At 67.2% G+C, this 26,780-nt stretch carries 32 protein-coding genes; 9 read left to right on the top strand and 23 right to left on the bottom strand.

Annotation, left to right across the window (positions count from 1 at the left end; translation table 11 throughout):
- Positions 1-35 precede the first annotated feature (35 nt).
- Positions 36-3,677, bottom strand: coding sequence for a BTAD domain-containing putative transcriptional regulator (locus ACFVJ5_RS23870; RefSeq protein WP_379223186.1), 3,642 nt, complete (start codon positions 3,675-3,677; stop codon positions 36-38).
- A 114-nt stretch (positions 3,678-3,791) separates the two neighbouring features.
- On the opposite strand from ACFVJ5_RS23870, the gene ACFVJ5_RS23865 reads away from it, so the two are divergent.
- Complete coding sequence (locus tag ACFVJ5_RS23865; protein ID WP_379223184.1) at positions 3,792-4,256, top strand: SRPBCC family protein; 465 nt, start codon at positions 3,792-3,794, stop codon at positions 4,254-4,256.
- A 78-nt stretch (positions 4,257-4,334) separates the two neighbouring features.
- Positions 4,335-5,207: a 1,4-dihydroxy-2-naphthoate polyprenyltransferase gene (locus ACFVJ5_RS23860; protein ID WP_379223182.1), complete on the top strand. Its 873-nt coding sequence runs from the start codon at positions 4,335-4,337 to the stop codon at positions 5,205-5,207.
- Here the strand turns inward: ACFVJ5_RS23860 and ACFVJ5_RS23855 are convergent.
- From ACFVJ5_RS23855 to ACFVJ5_RS23835, 5 genes are all read right to left on the bottom strand, one after another.
- Positions 5,204-5,599 (bottom strand): phage holin family protein, encoded by a 396-nt coding sequence (locus ACFVJ5_RS23855; RefSeq protein ID WP_379223180.1) that lies wholly within the window; start codon positions 5,597-5,599, stop codon positions 5,204-5,206. The genes ACFVJ5_RS23860 and ACFVJ5_RS23855 overlap by 4 nt on opposite strands.
- A 63-nt stretch (positions 5,600-5,662) precedes the next feature.
- Complete coding sequence (locus ACFVJ5_RS23850; RefSeq protein ID WP_379223178.1) at positions 5,663-6,238, bottom strand: Clp protease N-terminal domain-containing protein; 576 nt, start codon at positions 6,236-6,238, stop codon at positions 5,663-5,665.
- Positions 6,238-6,459 carry a hypothetical protein gene (locus tag ACFVJ5_RS23845; protein WP_019049431.1) on the bottom strand — a complete coding sequence of 74 codons (222 nt, stop codon included), beginning with the start codon at positions 6,457-6,459 and terminating at the stop codon, positions 6,238-6,240. The genes ACFVJ5_RS23850 and ACFVJ5_RS23845 overlap by 1 nt, the downstream gene beginning before the upstream one ends.
- Positions 6,460-6,552: 93 nt before the next feature.
- Complete coding sequence (locus ACFVJ5_RS23840; RefSeq protein ID WP_379223176.1) at positions 6,553-7,638, bottom strand: PLP-dependent cysteine synthase family protein; 1,086 nt, start codon at positions 7,636-7,638, stop codon at positions 6,553-6,555.
- A complete protein-coding gene (locus ACFVJ5_RS23835) occupies positions 7,635-7,961 on the bottom strand; it encodes a DUF4229 domain-containing protein (RefSeq protein WP_379223174.1) in 327 nt (108 codons plus the stop codon). The genes ACFVJ5_RS23840 and ACFVJ5_RS23835 overlap by 4 nt, the downstream gene beginning before the upstream one ends.
- Positions 7,962-8,124: 163 nt before the next feature.
- Here ACFVJ5_RS23835 and ACFVJ5_RS23830 point away from each other — a divergent pair, with 163 nt between their 5' ends.
- From ACFVJ5_RS23830 to ACFVJ5_RS23820, 3 genes are all read left to right on the top strand, one after another.
- Positions 8,125-8,334 (top strand): BldC family transcriptional regulator, encoded by a 210-nt coding sequence (locus ACFVJ5_RS23830; protein ID WP_056814442.1) that lies wholly within the window; start codon positions 8,125-8,127, stop codon positions 8,332-8,334.
- A 114-nt stretch (positions 8,335-8,448) separates the two neighbouring features.
- Positions 8,449-8,640: a hypothetical protein gene (locus tag ACFVJ5_RS23825; RefSeq protein ID WP_379223172.1), complete on the top strand. Its 192-nt coding sequence runs from the start codon at positions 8,449-8,451 to the stop codon at positions 8,638-8,640.
- Between the two features lie 79 nt (positions 8,641-8,719).
- A complete protein-coding gene (locus ACFVJ5_RS23820) occupies positions 8,720-9,370 on the top strand; it encodes a hypothetical protein (RefSeq protein ID WP_379223170.1) in 651 nt (216 codons plus the stop codon).
- 11 nt (positions 9,371-9,381) lie between these two features.
- Here ACFVJ5_RS23820 and ACFVJ5_RS23815 read toward each other — a convergent pair whose 3' ends face one another.
- The 3 genes from ACFVJ5_RS23815 to ACFVJ5_RS23805 all read right to left on the bottom strand — a co-directional run bounded on the left by ACFVJ5_RS23815 (position 9,382) and on the right by ACFVJ5_RS23805 (position 13,531).
- Entirely contained in the window at positions 9,382-10,242 is an 861-nt protein-coding gene (locus ACFVJ5_RS23815) for a tetratricopeptide repeat protein (protein WP_379223168.1), read from the bottom strand.
- Positions 10,243-10,775: 533 nt separating this feature from the next.
- Positions 10,776-12,752, bottom strand: a complete 1,977-nt coding sequence (locus ACFVJ5_RS23810) for a tetratricopeptide repeat protein (protein WP_379223166.1) — start codon at positions 12,750-12,752, stop codon at positions 10,776-10,778.
- A 317-nt stretch (positions 12,753-13,069) separates the two neighbouring features.
- Positions 13,070-13,531 carry a hypothetical protein gene (locus ACFVJ5_RS23805; protein ID WP_379223165.1) on the bottom strand — a complete coding sequence of 154 codons (462 nt, stop codon included), beginning with the start codon at positions 13,529-13,531 and terminating at the stop codon, positions 13,070-13,072.
- Between the two features lie 112 nt (positions 13,532-13,643).
- Between ACFVJ5_RS23805 and ACFVJ5_RS23800 the strand changes: the two genes are divergently transcribed.
- Positions 13,644-14,348 (top strand): hypothetical protein, encoded by a 705-nt coding sequence (locus tag ACFVJ5_RS23800; protein ID WP_379223163.1) that lies wholly within the window; start codon positions 13,644-13,646, stop codon positions 14,346-14,348.
- Positions 14,349-14,809: 461 nt separating this feature from the next.
- Here ACFVJ5_RS23800 and ACFVJ5_RS23795 read toward each other — a convergent pair whose 3' ends face one another.
- Entirely contained in the window at positions 14,810-15,085 is a 276-nt protein-coding gene (locus ACFVJ5_RS23795; protein ID WP_379223161.1) for a hypothetical protein, read from the bottom strand.
- A 51-nt stretch (positions 15,086-15,136) separates the two neighbouring features.
- Between ACFVJ5_RS23795 and ACFVJ5_RS23790 the strand changes: the two genes are divergently transcribed.
- A complete protein-coding gene (locus ACFVJ5_RS23790; RefSeq protein WP_379223159.1) occupies positions 15,137-15,766 on the top strand; it encodes a tyrosine-type recombinase/integrase in 630 nt (209 codons plus the stop codon).
- Positions 15,767-15,795: 29 nt separating this feature from the next.
- Here ACFVJ5_RS23790 and ccsB read toward each other — a convergent pair whose 3' ends face one another.
- From ccsB to hemL, 7 genes are all read right to left on the bottom strand, one after another.
- Entirely contained in the window at positions 15,796-16,752 is a 957-nt protein-coding gene (gene ccsB, locus ACFVJ5_RS23785) for a c-type cytochrome biogenesis protein CcsB (protein WP_379223157.1), read from the bottom strand.
- 31 nt (positions 16,753-16,783) lie between these two features.
- Entirely contained in the window at positions 16,784-18,412 is a 1,629-nt protein-coding gene (locus tag ACFVJ5_RS23780) for a cytochrome c biogenesis protein ResB (protein WP_379223155.1), read from the bottom strand.
- Complete coding sequence (locus ACFVJ5_RS23775; protein ID WP_132369700.1) at positions 18,412-19,227, bottom strand: cytochrome c biogenesis CcdA family protein; 816 nt, start codon at positions 19,225-19,227, stop codon at positions 18,412-18,414. Before ACFVJ5_RS23775 ends, ACFVJ5_RS23780 begins: the two co-directional genes overlap by 1 nt.
- Positions 19,224-19,397: a hypothetical protein gene (locus ACFVJ5_RS23770; protein WP_379223153.1), complete on the bottom strand. Its 174-nt coding sequence runs from the start codon at positions 19,395-19,397 to the stop codon at positions 19,224-19,226. The genes ACFVJ5_RS23775 and ACFVJ5_RS23770 overlap by 4 nt, the downstream gene beginning before the upstream one ends.
- A gap of 62 nt (positions 19,398-19,459) precedes the next feature.
- A complete protein-coding gene (locus tag ACFVJ5_RS23765) occupies positions 19,460-20,101 on the bottom strand; it encodes a TlpA disulfide reductase family protein (RefSeq protein WP_379223152.1) in 642 nt (213 codons plus the stop codon).
- Positions 20,098-20,715, bottom strand: a complete 618-nt coding sequence (locus tag ACFVJ5_RS23760; protein WP_378943160.1) for a histidine phosphatase family protein — start codon at positions 20,713-20,715, stop codon at positions 20,098-20,100. The genes ACFVJ5_RS23765 and ACFVJ5_RS23760 overlap by 4 nt, the downstream gene beginning before the upstream one ends.
- A gap of 119 nt (positions 20,716-20,834) precedes the next feature.
- On the bottom strand, positions 20,835-22,163 hold the full coding sequence (hemL, locus tag ACFVJ5_RS23755) for a glutamate-1-semialdehyde 2,1-aminomutase (protein ID WP_379223403.1): 1,329 nt from the start codon (positions 22,161-22,163) through the stop codon (positions 20,835-20,837).
- Between the two features lie 198 nt (positions 22,164-22,361).
- Between hemL and ACFVJ5_RS23750 the strand changes: the two genes are divergently transcribed.
- A complete protein-coding gene (locus ACFVJ5_RS23750; RefSeq protein ID WP_379223151.1) occupies positions 22,362-22,748 on the top strand; it encodes a hypothetical protein in 387 nt (128 codons plus the stop codon).
- Here ACFVJ5_RS23750 and ACFVJ5_RS23745 read toward each other — a convergent pair whose 3' ends face one another.
- The 6 genes from ACFVJ5_RS23745 to ACFVJ5_RS23720 form a co-directional block, all read right to left on the bottom strand.
- Positions 22,749-22,973 carry a hypothetical protein gene (locus ACFVJ5_RS23745; protein WP_143875995.1) on the bottom strand — a complete coding sequence of 75 codons (225 nt, stop codon included), beginning with the start codon at positions 22,971-22,973 and terminating at the stop codon, positions 22,749-22,751.
- 76 nt (positions 22,974-23,049) lie between these two features.
- Positions 23,050-23,313, bottom strand: coding sequence for a hypothetical protein (locus tag ACFVJ5_RS23740; protein WP_379223150.1), 264 nt, complete (start codon positions 23,311-23,313; stop codon positions 23,050-23,052).
- Positions 23,314-23,343: 30 nt separating this feature from the next.
- A complete protein-coding gene (locus ACFVJ5_RS23735) occupies positions 23,344-23,466 on the bottom strand; it encodes a hypothetical protein (RefSeq protein ID WP_281258081.1) in 123 nt (40 codons plus the stop codon).
- 59 nt (positions 23,467-23,525) lie between these two features.
- On the bottom strand, positions 23,526-24,038 hold the full coding sequence (locus tag ACFVJ5_RS23730; protein ID WP_379223148.1) for a hypothetical protein: 513 nt from the start codon (positions 24,036-24,038) through the stop codon (positions 23,526-23,528).
- Complete coding sequence (gene hemB / locus ACFVJ5_RS23725; RefSeq protein ID WP_379223146.1) at positions 24,035-25,012, bottom strand: porphobilinogen synthase; 978 nt, start codon at positions 25,010-25,012, stop codon at positions 24,035-24,037. The genes ACFVJ5_RS23730 and hemB overlap by 4 nt, the downstream gene beginning before the upstream one ends.
- A 42-nt stretch (positions 25,013-25,054) precedes the next feature.
- Positions 25,055-26,233, bottom strand: a complete 1,179-nt coding sequence (locus tag ACFVJ5_RS23720; RefSeq protein ID WP_379223144.1) for a serine hydrolase domain-containing protein — start codon at positions 26,231-26,233, stop codon at positions 25,055-25,057.
- 254 nt (positions 26,234-26,487) lie between these two features.
- On the opposite strand from ACFVJ5_RS23720, the gene ACFVJ5_RS23715 reads away from it, so the two are divergent.
- Positions 26,488-26,766, top strand: coding sequence for a hypothetical protein (locus ACFVJ5_RS23715; protein WP_364403472.1), 279 nt, complete (start codon positions 26,488-26,490; stop codon positions 26,764-26,766).
- Positions 26,767-26,780: the final 14 nt, after the last annotated feature.

The following is a 26,780-nucleotide window of genomic DNA, read 5'->3' as shown; positions in this document are numbered from 1 at the left end:
GCATCCGATCCACCGGGTCGGGTGCCGTTGTCGTGTCAGCGCAGTCCGGAGATGATCTCGATGATGCGCGTCGCGGCGTCGAGACGACGCGTTCCCGCCGCGCGATGTAGGGCCGCGTCCATCGCGGTGTCGCCGACGGCATCTCGGTGCAGGGCGATGTGGGCGGTCAGTTCCATCGACGGGCCGTCCTGCCTGGCCACCGATGTCTGTGCGAGGGTGAGCAGTTCGAGCCCCTCGGGGCTCGTGGGGTCGGTGGCGAGCAGATAGGAACCGAGTCCGCACGCGACCGCGCCGATCTGCGGCAGGTCGACGTACTGCGCCAGGCGTTGATCGGCAGTCTCGATCAGCTGCGCCACCAGGTCGGTGGCAGCCGATGCCCGGCCGTGCAGCACATGGGCACTGATGGTGGCCGCCGCCACCATCAGTGAACCGGGGCCCGGCGTCGGTTCGAAATCGGGCCAGCCGAGCAGTTCCAGCCCGCGACGGTAGTGGCCGAGCCCGGCGTCGATATCACCCTCGGCGAGTTCGAGTTCGGCGATGGCCGTCGCGGCGTTGGCCAGGCGGTGGTTGCGGCGGACCGCGGGGTCGTCGACCGGGCTGACGCCCGAATCATTCGGTCGCACCGCGAAGTCGAGTTCGGTACGCGCCTGCTCGAGTTGACCACCGCCCACCAGGGCTGCGGCCAGGTAGCAGCGGCTCTCCATGATCTCCTCGTGCACCCGGAGCTGGCCCATCAGCTCCAGCGCGCCGCGGTAGTACGTCACGGCCTCGTCATAGCGCGCGGACTGGCCGCACAGCTGAGCCAGGTGCTGGCACACCGTCGCCCGGCCCCAGACTTCCGCCGGGTCCATGTCATCGAGTGCGCGCAAGGAGTCGAGGGTCGAGCCCGCGACGTTGCCGCCGTTCTCCCAGAAGTTGGAACGGGCCACCCACGCGGCGAGCCGGACTTGTTGATGAGGTGATCGCGCGCCCCGCGCGAACAGCCTGCCCAACCGGAACCGCTTGGGCTGCACGGTGATCACCGTACCCAGGAAGGACAGGCCGGGATCGAGATCGGGGTTCGCCAGCAACCGCCTCGCGCGCATGCGCACGATCCCCGTCGCTCGGACGCCACCGTCCTTGAGGAACAGCATGTGCAGGCAGGTCAGCAGGTGCGTGATCATCTGGAGGTCGGCGGCCTCCCCCGAGCCCGGCGTCGGCGGCGCGACAGCGACCAATCGCATGGCCCACCCGGTGAATTCCAGGTGCGCGCCACGCATCACCCACACCATCGCGACCACCGGAAAGACCGAGTACGCGGTGTGCGCGTCGGCGCGGTCGACGGCGGTGCGCAGCACCGCGACCAGGTTGTCCAGATCGGCGCTCACCGCCAGCACCGACGCCACTTGATCGCCGTCGCGGTAGCCGCGAAACGCGTCCAGCGCGAATTTCCTGGCCCAGCAGAACATCCGGTCGAGAACGAGCGCGGATTCGGCACCGCCGGTCACCGCGTCGACGGCGGCGATCTGTTCGGCGCCGAACTCACGGACCGTTTCGAGCATGCGATAGCGGATGCCGGCGCCGTCTGGGTCGTCCAGGACGGTGAGCAGGGACTGCCCGACCAGCCCGTCGACCGCGGCGGAGACATCCGGTCCGGCGGCGACGATCTCGGCCGCGGACAGGGTGAACCCGGCCGCGAAACGGCTCAGTCTGCGCAGGGTCACCTGCTGATCGGGATCGAGGAGGTTCCAGCTCCAGGCGATCACCGCGTGCAGCGTGCGATGCCGGTGCGGCGCGGACCGATCACCACTGCGCAACAGGGCGAAACGATGTTCGAGCCTGGTCTCGATCTCGGCGACGCTCATCGTGCGCACCCGCGCGGCGGCGAGCTCGATCGCCAGCGGGAGACCGTCGAGAGTGCGACACAGCCGGGCCACGGTGTCGGGATCGAGACGCACATCGGGACGCACCGCCCTGGCGCGTGCCGAGAACAGTTCCGTGGCAGGTGAACCGGCGGCGTCGATCGCCAAAGGAGCGAGGGGATAGACGGATTCGGCGGTGATCGCCAGCGGCGAGCGGCTGGTGGTGAGCACCGTCAGCTGGGCGCAACTGCCGACCAGATCGGCGACCACCTCCGCCGCGGCATCGATCACGTGCTCGCAATTGTCCAGAATCAGCACCATCGGCCGCGCCGCGAGCGCTTCGCGCAGGCGTGTGCTCGCGTCGATGTGCCTGCCCGCCCGGATGGCTCCTGTTTCGCGCACCTCACCCAGGCCGATCACCTGCCCGATCGCGACCTCGATGCCGGTGCGCGACTGGGCTCCCGCCTCCGACTCGGACTGCACCGAGGCCAATTCGACGAGCACCACCGGCACCGAACGGGCCAGCCGTTCACCCACCGCGTTGGCGACCCTGGTCTTGCCGGTACCGCCGGGACCGAGGACAGTCGTCACCCTGGCGCGGTGGGTCAGGTCGGTGATCGCGTCGAGATCCGCCGTACGGCCGAGCAGTTCGTTGGGTGCGGCACGCAGGCCGAGTGCCGTGCGGGGTACCGGGGTGTGGTTCGCCGTCGATCGGGCGGGCGTGCTGCCGTTCGCCGATTCGGAAGGCAGCGTGTTCGCTCGCTCTTCACCCACGGCGGTTGCCGGGCCGGTGCGCCTCGAGCCACCGTCGCTGGTCGAACTCGCCGATGAGCCGTCCAGGTCTGCCTCGGCGTCGTCGGCGTGCGTCCAGGTGACGACAGGCGGGTGGTGCCCGCCGGTTTGCCCGGGCCCGTCGCCGTCCCCGGTGCCGAAGCCTTGCCTACCAGCAATGATGTCGTTGGTGACACCGAGCGCCGATGAGTCGGCGGATCGGTTTACCGGCTTCGAGGCACCGGGGTCGGCCTGACTGTTACGGGTTGCGGGGAGCTCGATCGGTTCGCCGCGCAGGATGGCGGTGTTGAGGGCGAGGAGAGTGGGCCCCGGGTCGGCGCCCAGTTCTTCGATCAGGCGCAGCCGGTACGTGGCGAAGACTTCGAGGGCTTCGTTGGTTCGGTCCGCGGTGGCGAGAAGACGGATCAGGGTGGTGTGGGCGGACTCGTCCAAGAGGTTGGCAGCCGCGGCCGCGCGGGCCAGCGGGATGGCGGCGGGGAAGTCGCGCAGGCTGGTGTGGGCGCTGAGTTCGGTGTGATCGAGGTGGCGTCGGAGCTCGGCGGCGGCCGCGCGCAGATCGTCGGCGGGGGCGGAGTCAGGAAGATCGGCGCCCGGTTCGCCGCGCCAGAGGGTGCGGGCCAGTGCGATCGTGGCGAGGCAGTCGGTGGGGTTTCGCGCGGTCAGCTGTTCGTCGGCGCGGCGGGCCAGCGCGGTGACCGCGGCGAGGTCGACGCTGTCGGCGGGCAATCTCAGCCGGTAACCGGCCGGGCCGATCTCCAGAGCGCCGTCGGGCAGCATCGCCCGCAGGCGCGAGACCTGCGTGTGCAGCGCGTTCATCGGTGCGCGGGGTGGTTGTTCGCCCCACACCTCCTCGATCAGCGTTTGGGCGCTCCGAGCCCGGCCCGGATGCACCGCGAGGGCGGCCAGCAGCAGCCTGGCGCGGGCGCCGGGGAGCGCGACCATGGCGTCGTCGCGGCGGATCGCGATCACGCCGAGCACCCCCACGACAACGCGGGAGAGTGCCTCGGAAGGCGGCCCCTCGGGGCCGCGGTGCTGTACAGACATGCCGGATGTCATCGTAGGCGAGGGCGGCGACGGGTTCCCGGTTCGCGCCCCGGCGCGACACCGCCGACGTTGTGTCCCACGAATTTGTCCCCACCGCGCTTTAGGCTCACGCACATGGGCAACTTCGAGGTGTCGCGGCGCACCGTCATCGCCGCTGAACCGGCACGGATCCACGCACTGATCGACAACTTCCGCCAGTGGCGGCTGTGGTCGCCGTGGGAGGACGCCGACCCGCAGCTCGCCCGTACCTACACCGGCCCGGAATCCGGGGTCGGCGCCCGCTACGCCTGGCGGGGCAACCGCAAAGCCGGTGCGGGCGTGATGGAGATCAAGGCCGACGCCGAACGCGAGATCGGCGTGGAGCTCACCTTCGAGAAGCCGTTCAAAGCCACCAATTTCGTCACCTTCACGCTCGCTCCGGTTGCCGGTGGCACCGAGGTGACCTGGCAGATGACCGGCACCCACTCCGGCATGATGGGCGTGCTCGGCAAGGTGTTCCCGATCGACAACCTCATCGGCAAGGACTTCGACAAGGGACTGGCCCGGCTCAAGACGATCGCCGAGTCCACCCCGGCCTGACCGCGATCAGGCGCCCTCCGGCCGTGCGCGAGGGACTCCGGGAGCGGGGAGCGCCCGTATCGGATTAGGCTTCGATCCATGGCTACAGCAGCGGAATGGATCGAGGGCGCCCGACCGCGGACGCTGCCCAACGCGATCGCGCCGGTACTCGCGGGCACCGGCGCCGCCGCGTCTGTCGACGGGGCCGTCTGGTGGAAAGCGATTCTGGCGCTGCTGGTTTCGCTGGCGCTGATCGTCGGGGTGAACTACGCCAACGACTACTCCGACGGCATCCGCGGCACCGACGACGTGCGGGTCGGTCCCCTTCGCCTGGTCGGCTCGAAGCTGGCCTCCCCCACAGCTGTTCGCACCGCCGCGGTGCTCAGCCTCGCGATCGGCGCGGTCGCAGGCCTGGTGCTGGCCGTGACCACCGCGTGGTGGCTGGTGCTGATCGGCGCACTGTGCCTGGCGGGCGCCTGGTTCTACACCGGCGGCAGCAAGCCGTACGGCTACAGCGGTTTCGGCGAGATCGCCGTGTTCGTGTTCTTCGGGCTGATCGCGGTGCTCGGCACCCAGTACGTGCAGGCGCTGCGGGTCGACTGGGTCGGCCTGCTGCTCGCGATCGGTGTCGGCGCGTTCTCCAGCGCGGTGCTGGTGGCCAACAATCTGCGTGACATCCCGACCGACACCGAGTCCGGCAAGGTCACGCTCGCGGTGAAACTCGGCGACGCGCGCACCCGCACCCTGCACCTGGTGTTGCTCGCGGCGCCGTTCGTGATCAGCCTCGCGCTGATCGCGCGCACGCCATGGGCGCTGGCCGGACTGCTCGCGTTGCCGCTGGCGATCCGGGCCAACGCCCCTGTGCGCACCGGCAAGGGCGGGCTGGAACTGATTCCCGCCCTCCGCGATTCGGGGCTGGCCCTGCTGGCCTGGTCGGCGCTGAGTGCGCTGGCCGTCGGGCTCGCCGGCTAGTCGCCGTCGGGCACCAGAATGCCGAGCACCCAGTTGACCAGCGTGATGATCAAGCCACCCCACAGCGCCGCCCAGAAGCCGTCGACGCGAAGGCCGTAGTCGGTGATCTCGGTGATCTTGGCGGTGAGCCACAGCATCCCCGCGTTCACCACCAGCAGGAACAGGCCGAGCGTGAGGATCACGAACGGCAGCGACAGGAGTTGCACGATCGGCTTGATCACGGCATTGACCGCCGTGAACACGAGCGCGACGATGAGCAGGACCAGAGCCTTGCCCCAGTTGCCCCACTCCGCTGACCACTCTGGCGGCACGATGACGTCGATCTTGTCGATCCACGCGGCCGCGGCCCAGATGGCTATGGCGTTGATGACCAACCGGATTGCTAGTTGCATACACGCAATGCTAGGCCGGGAAACGGACATTGCGGCGGGTCTGACACACACCCGCCGTGGAATTCACGCGGCGCGGTCGAGCATCGCGTAGAGATCGGCGCGTAGGCCCGACACCGCGTCGTGGCCGCCGAGCAGGTCGGTGGTGCCCGGGTCGGCCCCGCGCAGGATGCCGAGCAGCAGGTAGGTCGAGGTGATCTCGCGATCCTTGCGGTGGATCGCCTCGCGCAGTGCGAGTTCGAGCGACTTCTTGGCTGTGCCGGTGAACGGGATGTGCCCGGAGCCGAGCAGCCGGCCGAACATGCCGCGTTTGGCCTCCGGTTCGGCCCGGTCCCAGGCCTGCGGGCCGAAGTTGTCGGCGATGCTCGCCTGTACGGCTTCCAGGTCGATGCCGATCGAGCGCAGGGCCTGCGCGTCATCGGCGCCCAGCGGGGGTTCGCTCGTGCGGGCGGCGAGGGCGGCGCGAACACCGTCGGCGGTGATGCCACGCGCGTCGAGCACCGCGCGCAGGCCCGGTTCGGCGTTCGAGAGGGTGCCGAGCAGTACATGCTCCGGCCCGATCCGCTTCGCGCCCAGCTCCTTGGCGTCGTCCTGGGCACTGACCACCGCGACTCTGGCCTCGCGGCTGAATTTTTCGAACATCAGCGGGTTCCACCTTTCCGGTTGTGTTTCTGATGGACCGCTTGCTTACTCACCTCGAGCGCCTCGGCGATGGCCTGCCACGACCAGCCGTTGGCCCGGGCGTTGGCGACCTGGATGGTTTCGAGTCGGTCGGCCAGCCTGCGCAGGGCGAGCACCGCGCGCAGCCCGACCGCGGGGTCGGGGTTGCCTGCCGCTGAAGCGAGGGTTGTTGCATCGGTCATGTTGTCAATTTTGATTGACGACAGCCGCATTTGTCAACAAAAATTGACATCGCTGAGCGCGAACAGGCCCGGAAAGGGGTGGGGAGGAAGTTGTCAGCCGTTCCAGCGGCCGGTGGTGGCGAATTCCGTGAGGATCTCGGTCGGGCCGGTCAGATCCATGTTCTGGGCGGCCACCCAGTCGTCGTCGAAATAGGTGCCCGCGTACCGATCGCCGCCGTCACACAGCAGCGTGACCACGCTCCCGCTGTGACCCGCCGCGACCAGCTCGGCGACGAGATGGAACGCGCCCCACAGATTCGTGCCGGTCGAACCGCCGACGCGACGACCCAGCGCGGCGCTCGCATGACGGGCGGTGGCGATCGAGGCCGCGTCGGGAACCACGATCATCCGATCGACCACCTGGCCGACGAACGACGGCTCCACCCGAGGACGGCCGATCCCCTCGATGCGCGACGGCATTCCGGTCTCATAACCCGCGTCGCCCGTCTCGTAGCCCCCATAGAACGCCGAATGCTCCGGGTCAACCACGGCCAGACGCGTCGCGTGCCTGCGATACCGGATGTAGCGACCGATCGTCGCGCTGGTGCCGCCGGTGCCCGCACCGACCACGATCCACTCCGGCACCGGGTGCTTCTCCAGCGCCAGCTGTTCGAAGATGGACTCGGCGATGTTGTTGTTGCCACGCCAGTCGGTGGCCCGCTCGGCATGGGTGAACTGATCCATGAAATGCCCGCCGGATTCGGCGGCGAGACGCTTGGCCTCGGTGTACATCTCCGGTGGTCGATCGACGAAATGACATCGGCCGCCCTGCGCTTCGATGAGCGCGACCTTCTGCGGCGACGTGCTCGCGGGCATCACCGCGACGAAGTCCAGGCCGAGCAGCTTCGCGAAGTAGGCCTCGCTCACCGCCGTCGAACCCGACGACGCCTCGACCACCGTCGTGCCCTCGGTCACCCAGCCGTTGCAGATCGCGTACAGGAACAGCGAGCGCGCCAGCCGGTGTTTGAGACTGCCGGTGATGTGGGTCGACTCGTCCTTGAGGTAGAGCTGCACCGGCCAGTCGGCGGGCAGCGGATACCGCAGCAGGTGGGTGTCGGCGGAGCGCTGCGTGTCGGCGTCGATCAGCCGGACGGCATTGTCGACCCAGTCACGCGGGGCGCTGCGATCGAGGTATTTCACGCCGACGCGCCGTCGTCGTCACCCCGCAAGCGGGCCCGCAGCTGCGCCTTGTCCTGGCGGCGGCGCGCGTCGACCACGGCGATGTCCTCGTTCACCTTCACCCGCAGCTTCTTGAACAACGTCAGCGACAGCGGCATCGCGACGATCAACGCGAACAGCGCCGCGACGATGACCGGCACGTCGACGCCGATCAGCTTGGCCACGCCTACGATCAACGCAGCGATCACCACGACCAGCCCGAGACGAGCCAGCGTGTAGAGCGCGAGATTGCGGGCCAGCCGCTTCCCTGCGCCAGGACCCTGCTGACCTGTTGCTTCACTCACGACTACAGCGTAGCCCCGGCGCGAATCTCGCCGATGCGGCCCCGTTCGCGGCTTTTGTCTATTACTTCCCCTTTACCAACAGTAGGTGGTTCGACTACATGGGGGTCGCAGTGCGACGATGACGCCACTGATGAGGGAACTGTCGAGAACGGAGAGGTTAGCTATGACTGCGATCACCGTCGGCCTTCAGGACACTCTGCTGACACCAGGCCAAGTGGCCGCCATGTTCCACGTAGATCCCAAGACCGTCACCCGGTGGGCCCATGCGGGCAGACTCGGCTCACTGCGTACACCGGGCGGACATCGCCGTTTCCGCGAGTCCGAGGTCCTGCAGTTGCTCAGATCACTGACCACCGAGGCAGCACCCCGCTGACTCACCGGCCGACGCGAGCCCACCGCGGGCTCGCGTTTGCCAAAAATTTCCCTCCCGTTGCGGATGTGCACACGGCGCGGACACGGCTACCCTCGATAGCAGGAGGTGAGCGACGTGACGTACCTGTTGGCACTCATCGCGATCGTGGCCATCGCGGTGTTGTGCTGGAAGGCGTTCGGCCCCGAAATGCCCCGCCAGAATCCCGGCCCACCCTCGCGCAGACCGGTTCTGGGCCCCGATGACGATCCGGAATTCCTCTGGCGCCTCGGCAAACAACCACGCGACGACTCCGGCCCTGCCGAGTGACCTCGCTATGTGCGTCGCCGTGAGCTGACGCACATACCCCCGTTGCGCGTCGAAAGAGCTGGGTAGATAACGTATTCCGGTGATTGATGTGCAGCAGGGTTCTGTCCCGACCACTTGGCGCGCGGCCGACGGCAGCGCCGTGACGTTCACCGAGGCACGGTCGGAGTGGACTCGCGCCGCACACGAAGTGCTGGCCGACACCGCCACCCGGTTCAACAACTTCATCGTCAATACGGAGTTGGCCGAGCTGGTCCAGGAAGAATCCGGGATCCGCACCGCGGTGAAGTGGCAGCACTGGCTGCCCGTCGTGCTCGACAAGGTCGCCGAGCACTGTCACAAGAACAACGAGCCGCCGCTGAGCGCACTGTGCGTGCGCAAGAACCAGACCGTGGGCACCGGCTACCGCTACATCCTCGAACTCGCGGGCCTGCCCATCCCCGACGACCTCGAAATGCACGCGGCCGCGGCCCGCTGGCAGTGCTACCAGCACTACGCCACCGACCTCCCCGCCGACGGCGGCCTGCCCACCCTGCCCCCGAAGGTCGCCGCCATCCGCCAGTCCACCTCCGCGGACCTGGCCACCGCCGAAGCAGCCGAGGCCGCCGTCAAACGCCCCTCCGCCGCCCGCCGCAGCACAGCAGCCATCCCCAAGCCCGAACCGGTTCGCAAACCGGTCTGCCTGAACTGCCACGTAGAACTCCCCGCCAACAAGATCTGCTACTACTGCTGATCCGAGGCGCCTCAGGGCTCCCACAGCGGGTTGTGCAAGATAGCCAGGTTCTGGCGTGCGGTGACTGCGAGGCTGTGCACGTAACTGTCGGGATACATCCGATCGAGGATGCTCCAGTACGAGCCCGCAGCCCGTTGCCGAAACCCGGCCAGCGCCTGTGTCCCCGCCAAGTTGTTGCGACGCCCGAGAGTTTCGAGACTGTCGTCGCCGAGTTTCCGTTCGCTGTAGTCGACGTTCAGGTCGAGTAGATCAAGGGCCCGAAGATACTCACCGGCAGCGGAATATCCCAATGCCAGATTGTTGCGGAGGGTGAGCGTCATTTCGTCGTCGACGCCGAGAGCATGCTCGGCGATCGACACGATATCGTCCAGCACCTGCAGCCCTTCGGAGACGTACCCCGCATCACAGTACGACCGGCCGAGGGCATTTCGCACCTGCAACGTGATGCGCTGGTCGGCACCGAATTTCTCCGCGCACTGGTGAGCGAGCGGCTCCAACACCGCGATAGCTTCCTGATAGCGCCCGCTGTCGCGGTGATTCTCCGCGACCGCCACCCGATACGACGCTGTAGTGATCTCGGAAAACGGTGCGCGTCCCAGGCCGTCGGCTCGCCAGATCGCCGCCGCCGCGTACGCGACATCGACCGGTGCCCCCGCCACAGCTGGACGGGCAGGCGCTACGGGCCACGGTTTCGACGGCGGCGCCTCGCGAATGACCCATGCCATCAGCTTTTCGCGCAGCTGCTCGGGCTGTGTGGCCGCAACATGGAATCGGTGGGTAGCCCCCGCCACATCCAGGCGAATCACGGAGCCGTCGGCCCACCCGACTCCAGCACCGATCACATCGAGAAGATCCGGCGTGCGCACATCCACGCCCGTCACCTCGCGCCAGCCGACCACAAACGCCGAGCGCACCGATCGGCGCCACCCGATTCCCGAATGCGAGAAACTCAACTTCCCCGCACGCCCAGCCGGTCCCCCGGAGCGATCCCCCGCTCTGTAGGTCACACCAGACAGCCGAAGATCGTGCGCCACAAGACCTATGGTCTCACCTCGGAGCTATGCAGACACGCTATATCGGATGTAGCAGCCGCTCAGTTCAGACCCGCGTAGCTGTGCAGGCCGCTGATCACCATGTTGATGATGAATACCTGTCCAGGCGTTTGCCACTGCCGGGTGAGTGCGAGACCTCGATGAAATGCCAGATCAATCCGCTGTTGGCGTTGGCGGCGGCCAGTTGTCTGCAGTGGTGCTGCGTACGCACTGCGTACCCAGCGCGGCTGCAGTCTTCATAAAGAGAACCCACGACGATCTGGGTCCTCGTCGCCTGTCAGCGAGGCTACGGCTGTGAACGCGGGGTCGATCGTCGCGCGAATATTGGTGCGGCTTTCGAGGGTGACGATCGCTCAGGGTTCAGAATCACCGTCGTCGAGGTCCCCGCGCTCCTGGAGCAGCAGCCCGAGGGCAGCCATCGCGGAGGTGTCGCCGTCGTCGGCGGCGCGTCGGAACCAGGTTTCGGCTCCATCGTGGTCCCCGCGCTGTTGAAGCCCGAGCCCAATGACGGTCATTGCGGTGGTGTGGCCGTCGGCGGCGGCGCGTCGGAGCCAATTTTCGGCTCCATCGTGGTCCCCGCGCTGTTGAAGCAGAAACCCGAGGGCAGCCATCGCGGAGGTGTCGCCGTCGGCGGCGGCGCGTCGGAACCAGGTTTCGGCTCCATCGTGGTCCCCGCGCTGTTGAAGCAGAAACCCGAGGGCAGCCATCGCGGAGGTGTCGCCGTCGTCGGCGGCGCGTCGGAACCAGGTTTCGGCTCCATCGTGGTCCCCGCGCTGTCGAAGCAGAAACCCGAGGGCAGCCATCGCTTTGGTGTCGCCCTCGTCGGCAGCGCGTCGAAACCAAGTTTCGGCTTCGGTGAGGTCCCCGCGCCGTTTAAGCAGAAACCCGAGGTTGACCATTGTGTTGGTGTGGCCGTCGTCGGCAGCGCGTCGGTACCAGGTTTCGGCTTCGGTGAGGTCCCCGCGCTGTTGGAGCACGACCCCGAGGCTGGCCATCGCGGAGGTGTAGCCGTCGTCGGCAGCGCGTCGGTACCAGGTTTCGGCTTCGGTGAGGTCCCCGCGCTGTCGAAGCAGATGCCCGATGGCAGACATTGCGATGGTGTCGCCGTCGTCGGCAGCGCGTCGGATCAAGATTTCGGCTTCGGTGAGGTCCCCGCGCTCTCGAAGCAGAAGCCCTAACACAGTCATCGCTTTGGTGTGGCCGTTGTCGACGGCGCGTCTAAACAAGGTTTCGGCTTCGGTGAGGTCCCCGCGCTGTTGGAGCACGACCCCGAGTTTGGCCATCGCACTGGTGTGTCCATTGTCGGCGGCGCGTCGAAACCAGGTTTCGGCTCCGTCCAGGTCCCCGCTCTGACGGAGCAGGGTCCCAAGGCTGGACATCGCGTCAGTGTCGCCTTGGTCGGCGGCTTGCCGCCATAGATCTGTCGCGATCTGGTTTTTGTTTCGGAAGAAGGCACCGTTTCCGACCGCGAAGAGCGTGGCGGCGGTGGCGTCACAGGTCGCGTCGGTCCAGAAGCTGTCCGGAACGGGGCGAGCGGGATGGTGTTGTCCGTCGTCGGCAGCGACGAGGTAGTCGAATGGTCGATACCCGCGAACGCCGTGGTCATCGAGGTTGGTAGTGGGCAGGGCGGCGGTGCGGCCGGCACCTGGCGGAGGAGTACGTGCATGCGTGATCGCCGCGGTTACGGCGCCGTCGTCGACGTCGAGTTCTGGGCGTGTGGTCCGTAGGCGCTGTTTGGCGAGGTCGAGCAGGGCAGGTTCTGGTATCGGGTCGACACGGCCGATGCGAGCCCAGTCCACCGCAGTCGCAATCACCGTGAACAACACGGGGTCAGCAGCTCTGGCGTCGTCGTAACGTGCGAGCAGCTCCGGCGCCCCGGCAAGTTCCTCGCCCAAGCCATAACCGTCGCGAACCTGTCCGGGATAGGCGTCGTTGACCGCCGCGGTCTCGACCGAATCCTCCGCGGTCGATGCCATCTCGATCGTGCTCGCCTGACCCAGCAACCTACGGATATCGGCGTGGAGTTCGTCCTTGCCACGCAGCCTGGAGCGCATCTCCGACCGCAACGTTGCGACCACGATCGTGCGCCCGGCTCGGGACGTCAGTTTCGATAGCAACTCAGGAGTCAGGGCGGTTGTGCCGGTCAAGTAGTCGTGGAGGTCGTCGAGCCATACCACCAGCGTGCCTTCGATGCCGTGGAGCCGCTGATCGGCGACGAACACATCAAGGGTGCCGACACACGGCCACGCCACCCTCGCGGTGGGATACACAGCCCGCACCGCTTCGTAGAGGGTGCGAGTTTTCCCGGCCTTCGACGGGCCGACCACCACGACCAACCTGTGGCCGGTCAAATCCTGTGTCAGTCGGCGATCGACCTCGTTGGCAGTGCGCGCGACGTAACCGTCACCGTCGCCGTAGTGGCCGTCGCGACCGAAGTCCGAGTTGGTTGCTCCCAACAGGTAGGGATCGAGATCGCAGACTCGAGGTAGCTGCTCTGTCGAGGATGAGCGGACCTTGACCAGATCGGACAAGGTCAACGAATTCTGACCGGCGCCACCAGTGTTGAGGTGGACGGGACCTTCGAACGTGTTCCCAGAGAGGTAGGCGCCGTACGTCGTGGGCGCTTCGGGCGCGGGACTGTCGGGATTCAGTCCTGCGCCGAGGGAGGGACCTGCTGCGAAAATCCCGTCCGCACCCTGGAGAACTCTGCGGCACCGGCGATCTTGCTGTTACGGACACGCACCCCGTCACCAGCGGACTCGATATCGGTGACCTTGAGAGCCTCAGCCACCAAGTTGTCGATATCCAGACCGACCACGACCTGCGGAGCGTGCTCACGGGCAGCTTCGAGCACCGCCTGCGCGGGCGCAAGCAACTCGTCATCCCCAGCAGCGCCGGCATCGTCGAGATCCTCAGCCAGCGAGTTCCGCTTCGATTCCGAATCGGGTTTACGCTCCACCGGCGAGACATCCACATCGGCGTATTTGCGTGATAGCAGGGCCTTCAACCCGACATAGGCGTCCTTGACAGCCTGAGACGCAGTGTCACCCACCCCGGCCAAAGCGCCGGTTGCGATTGCTGAAACCACCAGTGCTGTCACAGGATCCATGACTGTAGATCCTTGCATGCAGGGTCCGCCCCCGCACCCGGATCAACAGCCCCATAGCCATAACCCTTCTGGGGCGCACAGGGTTTCGTGGAGGCAAGTAGGCTCGTTCGCTATGCAGCTGATAGCCGACTCGTGGGTTCCCGGACTGATCGCCCTGGTGGGGGCAATGGTTGCTGCTGGTTCGACCTTCGGAGCCCAACTCTTGGCGAGGCAGGCTGAAAAGCTCGCAGACAACTTCCGTACGGCGGTCGCAGAGGATCGGGCCGAGCTTGTAGCCGAAGGCAAGGATCCCACTGAAGCTGCGGTCATTTCGAACGCCGCGCTCTTCGGGCAATACCACGCGCGCAGTCTCGCGCAATCACAGCTGAGCTTCTACTTTGCGCTCCTGTCAGCTGTTGTAGGGTTCGCCGTCATTGTGGTGGCCCTCTGGACAGTCGGAAGCAAGGGCACTGACCAGGTAGGTGTGGCGGGGGTCCAACTAACTGGCGCGGTAATTATCGAAGTGGTCGCCGCGCTGTTCTTCCGGCTGTCGAACCAGAGTCGACAACTCCTCGTCGACTTTTTCGACAAACTGCGCCAGGATCGGCAGTTCGAGGAAGGGCTGGCGCTCGCACGAGATATGCCAACGAGTTCCCCGATGGCACACAGGCTGCACTCCGCAATCGCGCTGCACTTGATCGGTGCGACAACAGGACAGCTCGAATCCGTCCTGCATGGGCGCGACGACGCGGACGTGACGCGTAGCGCGCCGACTCCAACTTCGGCCGAGCAGGACGTGAGCAGCTCAAGTCGGCCAGCCGCAGCGCCTTCGGCATGACTTCCTTCGGTGCCTCCGACTTCTTCGTTGTGGTCACCTCTTAAGTGGTAACCCCGCCGGACCGCGCTCCACACTGGCCGACCGGCAAACCTGCGTCCACAGCCGCAGCCTCCAAACTTCACGCCACCCGGCACCCAAGCTCGTCGATACGCAACAGGCGCTCCCCAGCCGCAACCACCCACACAACCTGGCCCACCTTATGGTCTTCTCTTCTTCTCCGACTCACTCACACACTTTCTTTCTTTCTTTCTTTCAAACCCAACCACCCCCACACTCACCCCCTCCCCGTTCCTGATTCTCTGTAATCAGCGAAGCGACAGAGAATCAGGAACGGGGAGGGGGTGAGTCCTGCGCCGAAGGCGCAGATCAGAGCTGGTTTCCGACCGGATCAAAAGCGGAGCATCCCACCTCGGGCACTCCTCGGGCACTCCTCGGGCACTCCTCGGGCACTTCGGCGTCGATCACAGGAACCGGAGTACCGCAATCGCCTTGTCATCGTGTTGCTTCGACCGCGGTAGAACCATTCCGTCCGGGTCGAAATCTGTCTCCCAGCGATGTAGTCGACCGAGCAGATCCGCGAGGCCGTCCGAGTCCTGCGCTGCGGCGCTGCCCCAGGATTCGTTCGCGCTGTCTAGTACATCGGTCACAAAGGTCACGCGGACAGCTACGTCTACTCGCTCCACAGTCGGCTGTCCCAGATATTCGGCGACGCCGTGCACGACAGGGTGCTTGCTCACAACCCGTGCTCCCGCCGGACCTCTCCCCCTGCAGGCAAGCAGAAGGTCTACGTGGCCACCACCGATCAGGTGTGGGCGCTCTATCAAGCCATGCCCGAGAGCATTCGCGTGTCGGTCCTGCTCGGCGCCTACGTTGGCCTTCGGGTCTCGGAGGTCGCTGGGTTGTGGGTCGACGACATCGATTTCACCGAAGGCGTGGTGTACCCGCAACGCCAGTGGCCCGAGCGGCCATTGAAGACGGACGCGAGCGATATGCCGGTTCCGATTCCGCCGGAGCTGGTCGAGATGTTGCAGACCTCGGTGCAGGCACGCGCCGGCCGCAATGTCGTGTGCGACGAACTCGGCAAGCCGACCTCGCCATGGGTGATCGCTTGGCACCTCCGCCAGGTCAAGGACCAGGTGCCTGACCTTCCCGCCGGATTCAGCTTTCAGGACCTCCGCCACTACTACGCATCGCTGCTGATCCGCCACGGTTCCGACATCAAGACCGTCCAGGCACGGGTTCGGCACGACAGCGCCATAACCACTTTGCGGTACTACGCCCACTTGTGGCCGGACGCTGACCAGTCCACTCGCGCCGCGGTGGGTAGCGAGATTCGGTCTCGCCCAGAGGTCGCTGCGTACCCACTGCGTACTGAACTCGCTTCAGCCGACCACCCTGATTTGATAGGTCGAGGCTGATGCACAGGTCAGAGCTGGTTTTCAAGCTCCTAGGTCAAGCCCGCGTAGCTGTGCAGGCCGCTGATCACCATGTTGATGATGAAGAGGTTGAACAGCATCGCTACGAAGCCGGCGATGTTGATCCAGGCTGCCTTGGTGTCTCGCCAGCCGGAGGTGGCTCGGGCGTGCAGGTAGGCCGCGTAGAGGACCCAGGCGATGAAGGAGCAGGTTTCCTTGGGGTCCCAGCCCCAGAAGCGGCCCCAGGCGGCTTCGGCCCAGATGGCGCCGAGGATGACGCCTGCGCCGAAGAGGGGGAAACCGATGATGGTGGTTTTGTAGGCGAGCTGGTCGAGGGTGCGGGCGTCGGGCAGGCGTCGGGCGATGGTGCCGAGGATGTTGGTGGATTCCTCGCCCGCGGGCTGACGCATGCGGAACAGGTAGAGCAGGCTGGCCACGCCCGAGACCAGGAAGACGCCGCTGCCGATGCTGACGATGGTGACGTGGATCGGCAACCAGAACGAGCGAAGGGCGGGGACCACGGGGGCGGCGTCGGCGTAGAGGACCGTGCCCGCCAGGAACATCAGGATCAGCACGGGGACCAGCAGGAACGCCCACATGGCCCGGTAGCGCTGGTCGCGCAGGAAGATCAGGCCGATCACCACGGCGGCCGCGGTGGCCATGGTGGTGAACTCGTACATGTTGCCCAGCGGGAAGCGGTGCGTGGCGAAACCGCGCAGCACGATCGAGCCGATGTGCAGTGCCGCGCCGACCAGCAGCACCGAGAAGGCCATGTTGCCCAGCCGTTCGGCAAGCGGTTTGGCCTCGGGGGTATCGATCCGGCCGGGCAACCCCGGGTCGCCCGCGGGGACGAGTTCGCGGGCGGCGACCTGCTTGGCGCGCGCCGAGGCGTACTGCACGATCAGCAGGACCGTGGCCAGGGCGTAAATGGCCATGGCCGACATGAACGCGAAGTCGCTGTACCGTGCCAGCGTTTCGTCGATCTGCATCAGGATTCCGTCTCCATGTCGAGTGCGCGCATCACTTCTCCGCTCCCAGCAGCCGTGTCCGCAGTCGATCGAACTCGGCGCCCCAGCCTGCTTGATCGCTCCTGGCCAGGCCGCCCATTTCTACTACGGTGCGTCGTTGACCCACGGTACCTGCCGCGGCTTCGACCGGGTACGCCCGGATCCAGATCCGCCGCCGTTTCAGCAACAGTGACACCAGCAGACCGGCCATCATCGTCAGCGCGCTCACCAGCACCCACTGCTGGGCGGGGTCGTGCGAGACCTGCAGGTTCACGAATTCCTCGGCGCCGTCGAAGGTGACCTTCGCCCCGCTGGGCAACGTGGTCGACTCGCCGGGACGCAGGTTGACCCGCGCTTCCTTGGTCAACCGACCCTGCTTGATCATCTCCGGGTCCAGCGAGAACAGCGACTGCGAGCGACCGGTGTCGAGGCCGGTATTGCCGCGATAGACATCGACCGCGACCGCCGGGTCGTCCATCCGGGGGAACGACGAGGTGAGCAGGCTGCCGTGGAACATCGCGGTCGGCGCGAACAGGCCTTCGATGGCGATCTGGTTCTGCCTGCGTTCCTCGTCGGTGGCATACATACCGCCGGGCGGGTCGATGCGCAGCACACCGCTGGACAGGAAGGTCTGAGCGTCCTCGGGCCGCCACTGGATGGTCTCGGTGCGGGTCTGCCCGTTGGGGAAGGTGACCGTGAACGTCGGCGCGAAGCCGTGTCCCTGCAGGTAGACGCGATCACCGGCGACCCGCAACGGATGGTTCACCCGCAGCTCGGTGCTGCGCCACGTGTCGGTGCTCAGGTCCGCGCCGGCCTGGTACTCGATGTTCGAGTGGAACATCTCGGCCTGGCCGGTGGGCAGGTAGTCGGCCTTGAAGTCCTTCACCTTGACGCACAGCGGCGTCATGCCGGTGCCGTCGTTGGTGTTGCCTGCGCGGAACGAGTCGAACACCGCGGGCGAGGTGGTGCAGAAGCCGGGTCCGTCGTTGGCGATCACGATGACATTGCCCTCGTACCCGAGCAGCTTGCCCAGCGCGATCGCGACCAGCAGCCCCACCAGCGACAGGTGGAACACCAGGTTGCCGAACTCGCGCAGGTAGCCCTTTTCCGCGGACAGCGTCACCTCGCCGTCGCGCTGACCGGGACGAACCTCGGTCCGCCACCCACGCAGCGACGTCTCGGCGGCCTCGATCACCTCGTCGGGAGTGCGCTCGTCGGTCTCGCTGAAGTGGTGCGGCAATCGGCTGAGGTTGCGCGGCGCGGGCACCGGCGGGGTACGCAGTGCCCGGTAGTGGTCCCAGCAGCGCGGCAGGATGCACCCGACCAGCGAGATGAACAGCAGCACATAGATGGCGGTGAACCAGAAGCTGCCGAACACGTCGAACAGTTCGAACCGATCCATCCACGGGCCGAGCGTGGGACGGTCGGCGATGTACTGGTCGACCTTCTGCGCGTTGAGGCTGCGTTGCGGCAGCAGCGCGCCGGGGATGGCGGCGAGGGCGAGCAGGAACAGCAGCACCAGTGCGGTGCGCATGCTCGTGAGGCCGCGCCAGGAATTCCGGACCAGGGCCCAGGCCCGGCCCGGCAGCGACTGCCGGGCGGGCGGGGTGGGGGTGGTCGGAGTGGTCAGCGTGTCAGTCATCAGATCGGAAGAGTCACCTCGGAGACGAACCCGTCACGCACCCAGCCGACGAACTGATCCCATGCCCCCGTGACCAGCGCGACGCCGACGGCGACGAGCAGAACACCCCCGATTACCTGAATGGTGCGCGAATTGCGCCGCAGCCAGCCGACCCCGCGCAACGCACCGGCCGACCCGAAGGCCAGCACCACGAACGGCAGCCCGAGACCGAGGCAGTAGGCGACGATCAACGTCACCCCGCGCACGGCGGTGGTGCCCTCGGTGCCCGCGGACACCGCCATCACACCCGACAGCGTCGGCCCGAGACACGGCGTCCAGCCGAGCGCGAACACCCCGCCGAGCAGTGGCGCGCCGAGGATGCTGGTGAGCCTGCGCGGCTCCATCCGCGTGTCGCGCTGCAGGGCGGGGACCAGGCCGATGAACACCAGACCCATCAGGATCGTCACCACACCGCCGATGCGCTGCAGCAGTTCCCGATTCACATTGAGGGTCTGGATCACGCCGAAAACAGTGGCCGTGGCCAGCACGAACACCACCGTGAACCCGGCGACGAACAGTCCGGCGGCACCGGCCACCCGCATCTTCGCGCTACGGCGCTGCGCGGTGAGCGTGCTCGCCTGCGCGTTGGTGGCAGGCGGCGCCTCGGCACCGACCAGCCCGGCCAGGTACGACAGATAGCCGGGGACGAGCGGCACGACACACGGTGAAGCGAACGACACCAGGCCCGCGAGCAGGCAGGCTCCCAGCGCCAGCAGAAGCGGACCCGATGCCGCCGTCTGCTGGAAGGAATCCCCGACTGCGGCGAGCGGGATCACTCGTCGGTGTCCGTATCCAACTCATGCTGCTCGTCGCGCGGCAACGACAGGGTTCGCTCGGTCTCGGCCGGTTCAGCGGGGCCGAAATCGAACAGACCGGCACCGGCGACACTGCGCGGCACGGTCGCGATGCCGGCCCAACGGTCATCGACCGTCCAGCCCGCACCCATTCGGCGTGCGCCCTGACGGGGACGACACGCGGTCAGATTTCCTGGACGACGGCGGCTGCTCACTACTGCTTCTCCTCGGCGGCGATGCGCTCGACCACGGGCTGAAGGTCTTCGGCCAATAGCGAGCGAAGGAAGACCGCGGCGACCCGGTGCTGACGATCCAGGATCAACGTGGTCGGAATAACACTGGTGGGAAAGTTTCCGCCGAGAGCGAGCAAGGTCCGCATCGACGGGTCGTAGATGGACGGGTATTCGATCTTGTTGTCCACTACGAAGTCCTGGGCTTTGTCGCGCTGATGGTCACGGACATTGATCCCCAGGAACGCGACGCCTTGATCTCTGGTCGCCGCGAAGACTTTTTCGAGAGCGGGCGACTCGGCGCGGCACGGGCCACACCACTGTCCCCACAGGTTCACGACCACGATCTGGTTCGGGAAATCGTCGACCGAAACGGTCTTTCCCTCGTTCATCAGATCGGGCCCCGAGAGCGTGCCGATCGTCCCGCGCGTCGCGGGCGGATCGTAATAGATATCCGTTTTACCACCGGGTGAGACGAATTCGAAGGTCCCACCACCGGTGGCAACCGCATCGGTACCCGTCGAACAGCCCGCCGCGGCGATGATCACCAGCAGGGCGGACAGAACGGCGGTCAGCGCCCGCGGCCGACGGCCACGGGCGGTTCCCGAAGAGGTGAAGCGTGTCATGCGCCGTGGACCGACGGATCCGACGCCCCGGCCGGCTCGGAATAGACGATGTCGACGAGCGTGTCGCCGTGGTAGACCAGCGAGGTCAGCGACGCCAGCGAGCACTGCCGGTTGCGCGGGTCGTGCCACAACCGCTGACCCTGCAGGAATCGGCGCAGCGTCCACACGGGCAGCTGATGCGAGACCAGCACCACCTCGTGACCGGCGGCCTCGACGCGGGCCTTGTTCACCGCGGCGAGCATGCGATGGGCGATCTGCAGGTACGGCTCGCCCCACGAGGGGGTGAAGGGGTCGCGCAGCTTCCACCAGTGCCGCGGCTTGCGCAGCGCACCGTCACCGACGGAGACACGCAGGCCCTCGAAGGTGTTGCCCGCCTCGATCAGGTTCTCGTCGGTGCGCACGATCAGGTCGTGGGCGGCCGCGATCGGCGCCGCCGTCTCCTGGGCGCGCTGCAGCGGGGAGGCGATCACCATCGCGATGTCGTGATCGGCCAGCGAGCGCGCGACCGCACCGGCCTGCGAGCGACCGGCCACCGAGAGGCTGAAGCCGGGCAGGCGACCGTAGAGGATGCCGTTCGGGTTGTGTACCTCACCGTGGCGCAGCACGTGCACGATGGTTTCGACGCTCGACGGGTCGTCGTCGAGGGCGGGCGGTGCGGCGGCGGGGGCAGGATGGGCCGCCTCGTCGCTATCCGCCGGGACTGGGGCGAATTCTGCGTCGGGCTGGTCGGAGCTCACGCTGGGGATCCTTCGGGGGTTGCGGCCGCGGCCGCGAGGGCGGCGGCGGGCAGAGCGGCGGCGATACGGTCGAACGCGTCCTCGTCGAGTGCCGCGGAGACGAACCATGCCTCGAACGCGCTCGGCGGCGCGTACACGCCCGCGTCGAGCAGCGCGTGGAAGAAGGCAGGGTAACGCCAGGTCTGGCTCGCTTTGGCGGCGGCGTAATCGGTCACCGGACGCTCGGCGAAGAACACGCTCACCATATTGCCTGCGAACTGGACTTGATGCTCGACACCGGCCTCTGTCAGGGCTTTCGCGAACAGCGAGCCGAGCCGGTCGGCGTTGCGGTCCAGCGCCGCGTACACCTGCGCGTCGGCCGCGCGCAGCGTCGCCAGGCCCGCCGCGACGGCGACGGGGTTACCGGACAGCGTGCCCGCCTGATACACCGGGCCGAGCGGGGCGAGGTTGTTCATGATCTCGGCGCGACCGCCGAACGCGGCGGCGGGCAGGCCACCGCTCATCACCTTGCCGAAGGTGTAGAGGTCGCCGGCGACGCCTTCGCGGCCGTACCAACCCGACGCGCTGACCCGGAACCCGGTCATCACCTCGTCCATGATCAGCAGCGCGCCGTTGTCGTGGGCGAGGGTGCGCAGGCCTTCGTTGAAGCCGGGCAGCGGCGCCACCGCGCCCATGTTGCCCGCGGCGGCCTCGGTGATGACGCACGCGATCTGGCCGCGGTGCGCGTCGAAGGCGGCGGCGACAGCGGCGAGGTCGTTGTAGGGCAGCACGATGGTGTCGGCGGCCTGCGCGCCGGTGACACCGGGCGAGGTCGGCAAGCCGAGGGTCGCGACACCGGAGCCCGCGTCGGCGAGCAACGCGTCGACGTGGCCGTGGTAGCAGCCGGAGAATTTGATGATCTTGGATCGGCCGGTGAAGCCGCGGGCCAAGCGGACCGCGCTCATCGTGGCCTCGGTACCGGAGTTCACCAGGCGGACCCGCTCGACGGGATCGACGCGGGCGGCGATGGCCTCGGCCAGCTCGATCTCGGCCTCGGTCGGCGCACCGAACGACAGTCCGCTCGTCGCGGCCTTCTGCACGGCCTCGACGACGGCGGGATGGGCGTGACCGAGGATCATCGGACCCCACGAGCACACCAGATCGACGTAGTCGTTGCCGTCGGCGTCGATGAGCGTGTAGCCGCTCGCGGAGGTGATGAACCGTGGCGTACCGCCGACCGAGTTGAACGCACGAACCGGGGAATTGACGCCACCCGGGATCACGGCGGCCGCCCGCTCGAAGAGCTGGGCCGAAACCGGTACCTGCGTAAGACTCACGGATTCCAGTGTCTCAGTTCGCCTCGGCACGCCGGACGACAGGGTGGAGCACAGTGACCCAGACCGCAGCGACCCACCGACGACACGCCCGACACGCCGCCCCGATCCGGGAAAGAATTCGATCTAGGCCCATTGGCCTGCGACTACGCTCCGGGCGGCTCAGCACCTGAGCCATAGGGAAATCAGGTCTCAGCGAGAGGGTATTTCATGCGTTTCGGCGTTACCAGCACTGCCCTTGGCACAGGGTTCGTCGCGGCGGGAGTGCTATTCGGCGCGGGTTCGGCCACCGCGTTCGCACCTCAGGCCCAGCCCGATCGGATCGGTGCCCAACTCAGCCACGAGGAGACCGCGGCACTCGGGGCGGGGCCGATTCCGGCGATCACCACGATGCTCGTGCCCGCCAATCGGATCGGCGCGGGTCTGCACCCCGACACCGATCTGTACCGCGACGCCGACGGCGGCATCCGCGCCACCCTGCGTCAGGTGGTGACGGAAGCGGCGGCCCATCCCGACGGCACCGTCTCCATCTTCCTGAACGCGCCCGGCACGCGCGGCGGCCGCATCGTCGACGTCTACCAGCAGTGGACCAGCTGATCAGGTGTACATGCAGGGCACTTCGGCCGAGATCGTGTGCAGCTGGCACATGATGCCGTTGTAGATCCCGCTCGAGCCGGTCTCCGGGGCGAAACCGTCGGCGGCCGGCTCGGCGATCATCGGGGTGAGCGGCAAACCGGGGGCGGCCTGGGCGGGCGCCGCTGCCAGGGCGATCGTCGCCACAGCGGCGGCGACGGTACAGATTCCTGCGGTCAGTCTGGTCATCGATTCCTCCTCGAGGGAGCCCGCGGTGCGAGCTCGCGTCCCGAACCCCCACGCACACATCGGAATTCGGCTTCCTCTAGATCATCGGTTCGACGCCGCGCGGTGCTACAGATCCGCGGTAGATCCTGGTGACGACGTCGATCACCAGCACCCCGCTCACCATCACCAGCGCACAGGCGAGCAACAGCAACGGCGGCACGTAGCGCACCGCCACGAACCCGGGGTGCTCATCGGTGCCGACGAATTCGGTCGTGCGCCGTGCGGCGCGCCAACTGACGACCGCGCAGGCAAGGAAGAGCACGGCGAAGCCGAGTTCGAACAGCGCGATCCAGCGTCTCATTCCTGCGATCCTGCCAGGGGCAAGATCGAATCAGCCGACCAGGCTCGGTAGCAGAATCAGCGCGATGACGGCGAGGGTGAGTACAACCATCAGCCCGATCACCAACAGATCGCGTCGCAGGCTGTGTGGTTGCTCGATCACCACGCGCATCATTGCCTCCGCTCCCCCGGCGCTAGACCGGTGTGACAATCCTCACCATACACTGCGCAGTGTCACTTCCGGCGGGACTGGAAGTACTTCGTCGACTCCGGCCGGTAGCTGAGGAACGCGGCCCCCGCGGCGAGCACGCCCTGCACGATCGCCGAGCCACCCGCCACGATCGTCGCGGGATTGGCGACCGCGGAGAAGCTGAACATGGTGGCGACGGCGCCGAGTCCGAGCCAGATCGCGACAACCGTGAGCACCGTGCGCGCCCAGCTCTTGCCACGGCCGAGCTGATGCGCGATGGCCACGGTGACACCGGCCAGCAGCACGCCGACCAGCGCTGTGAGCGCGAAAGCCACCAGCACCATCACGTCGACGGTCGACGCCGGGAAGTTCGGATCCGACTTGTGCATCTCGTCGAGGAACTGCTTGCTGAGCTTGTCGCGCTCCCCGGTCATGGTGATGACGCTGGCGAAGGTGTAGACGACACCGAGGCCGGCGATTCCCCACCACAGCTGACGGGCGGTGCCGACGTCCTCCGGCATGGGCAGGGTTTCGGGTTTGTTCGGCGGAACGATCACGACAGCCAGTGTGCTGCCTCGGTCGCCCAGTAGGTGAGCACGATGTCCGCGCCTGCCCGCCGGATGCCGATCAGCGACTCCAGGATCGAGGCCCGGCGATCGATCCAGCCACGCTCGGCGGCGGCGGTGATCATCGCGTACTCGCCGGAGATCTGATAGGCCGCGACGGGGACAGTCGAACGGTCGGCGACGTCGCGCAGGATGTCGAGGTAGGACATCGCGGGCTTCACCATCACGATGTCGGCGCCCTCGGCGAGGTCGAGGTCGAGTTCGCGCAGCGATTCGCGGCGGTTGGCCGGATCCTGCTGGTAGGTGCGGCGATCGCCTTCCAGCGACGAGCCGACGGCCTCGCGGAAGGGGCCGTAGAAGGCCGAGGCGTACTTGGCCGCGTAGGCGAGGATGGCGGTGTCGGTGCGCCCGACCGCGTCGAGCCCGCGCCGGATCGCGCCGACCTGTCCGTCCATCATGCCGCTGGTTCCGAGCAGATCGGCACCGGCTTCGGCCTGCGACAGCGCCATCTCGACATAGCGGTGCAGGGTGGCGTCGTTGTCGACCGCGCCGTCGGTACCGATCACTCCGCAGTGGCCGTGATCGGTGAATTCGTCGAGGCAGGTGTCGGCCATGATGACCGTCGCGTCCCCGACTTCTTCGGCCAGCGCGCGCAGGCCACGATTGAGGATTCCGTTCGGATCACTGGCCTGCGAACCGGTCGCGTCCTTGTCCTCGGACAGCGGCACACCGAACAGCATCAGCCCGCCGACCCCCGCGGCCACTGCCTCCGCCGCGGCTTTGCGCAGGGAGTCCAGCGAATGCTGGTACACCCCGGGCATCGAGCTGATCTCCCGCGGCTCGTCGAGACCATCGGCGACGAACATCGGCAGCACCAGCTGACGCGGCTGCAGCGTGGTTTCGGCGACGAGTCGACGCAATGCGGGTGTCCTGCGCAACCGCCGCGGGCGGTCGAAAGCGGTCATAGCCCGCAGAATACGCCTGCCGCCAGTCGGTCGCCGCAGCGCCTACAGCGGGTCGGAGCCGCGGGCCAGTTCGCCCAAAATCTGCTCGAAGGTTGCGAAGACCGGCGAGGGGCCTGCCGAACTCCAGGCTTGGTTGGTGAGCAGGATCGCCGTCACCGCACCGTCGTTGGACCAGGTGGATCCCAGGCCGCCGTCCCAGCCGTAGGCACCGGCGCGGGGGCCGTCGGGCTGATCGCGCAGCTGGATGCCGACGCCGTATCCCCAGCCCGCGCTGCCGTCGGGGGCTGGCCCGCCGCGGTCGAGTTGCTCGGCGGTGAGGTGATTGGTGGTCATGGCGGTGACGGCTCGTTCGGACAGGATGCGGGTGCCGTCGAATTCGCCGCCGTCGCGCAGCATGCGGGCGAAGCGGTGGTAGTCGGCGAGAGTGGACACGAGACCGTCGCCGCCGCCTTCGAAGGCGGGTGGGGTGCTCCATTGGCCCAGCGCCGGGTCGAAGACGGTACGGACGCCGTCGATGTCCGTGTAGTGCGGGCCGAGTCGGGCCAGCTCGTCCGGCGGGACGGAGAAACCGGTGTCGGTCATGCCGAGCGGGCGCAGGACGCGGTCGGCCAGGAATTCCGAGAGCGGTGCGCCCGCTGCCCTGGCGATCAGGATGCCGAGGACAGGTGCGCCGACGTGATAGAGCCAGCGTTCGCCGGGCTGATATTGCAGCGGCAAGGTGCCCAGTCGCCGCATCCAGGTGTCCGGAGGCAACATCTGCGCGGGCGTCGGCGGACCCCAGCCGAGGCCGAGTTCACTCCAGGCGGCGTCGAGTGGTTTGGGTGAGAAGTCGGCGAAATCCATCCCCCAGCCGAGACGGAAGGTCAGGAGGTCCTCGACGGTGATCGGGCGGTCCGCCGCGACCGTGTCGGCGAGTTCGGCGGCGGGATTCGCGAGCACCCGGAGGTCGGCGAGTTCGGGTAGCAGTCGGTCGACCGGTTCGGTCGGGTCGAGGACGCCGTCGTCGATCAGGATCGAGGCCGCGACCGCGGTGAGCGGTTTGGTCATCGAGGAGATCCGGAAGATCGTGTCGGTGCGCACCGGTGCGTCGCGCGCGGCGTCGAGATGGCCGATGGCGCCGGTGGTCACGTCGTCGCCGGCCGCGACGAGCCAGGCCAGGCCGAGCAGCTCGTCCGCGGCGACGTGCGCGCCGAGCCGCTTGTCGATCTCGTCCACCGTCATCGCCTCTTCTCGGGTTGCGTTGCGCTACTAGACCACAGCGGTCCGACAGCTACCGGCGAATCGGCACCCGCAGTGCTTCGGCGAGGTCGGCGATCGGTCCCGGCGAACCTGTGGATAACATCGAAACCCACTGGAGCTCAATGGCTTCCGCGAGAGATCGACGAAACCTGTCGGTGCCCCTCGGTATAATCGAAAGCGTGTTCGAGGGTTCCGACGATCGGGGGCGGAACCCAAACGCAACGGGAGGACGCCGAATGAATGCCATTGCCGCTCAAACCACTTTCATCACCGCGCCGTACGTGCCGCTCGAGAAGAAGCGACTGCCCGCGGGGCGTCCGCGCCGCTGGTACGTGGCGCACAATCGTCGGCTCAAGGCCATGCGGTTGACGATCGCACTGCTGGATTCCGGTGTGTACCTACCCAATCAGGCCACCAACGACACGATCCGACGCACCGCCGAGAAGATCGACATCCGCCCGCCGTCGGATGCCACCTGCCGGCTCGTGCGCACACTGCTGCGCTACAGCCGATGACCCTGATACGCCGA

This window comes from Nocardia sp. NPDC127606 (genome assembly GCF_042671725.1).
In the GTDB taxonomy this organism is placed as follows: Bacteria; Actinomycetota; Actinomycetes; order Mycobacteriales; family Mycobacteriaceae; genus Nocardia.
Note: the sequence above shows the minus strand (reverse complement) of the source record. Positions and strands in the feature narration are given on the sequence as shown.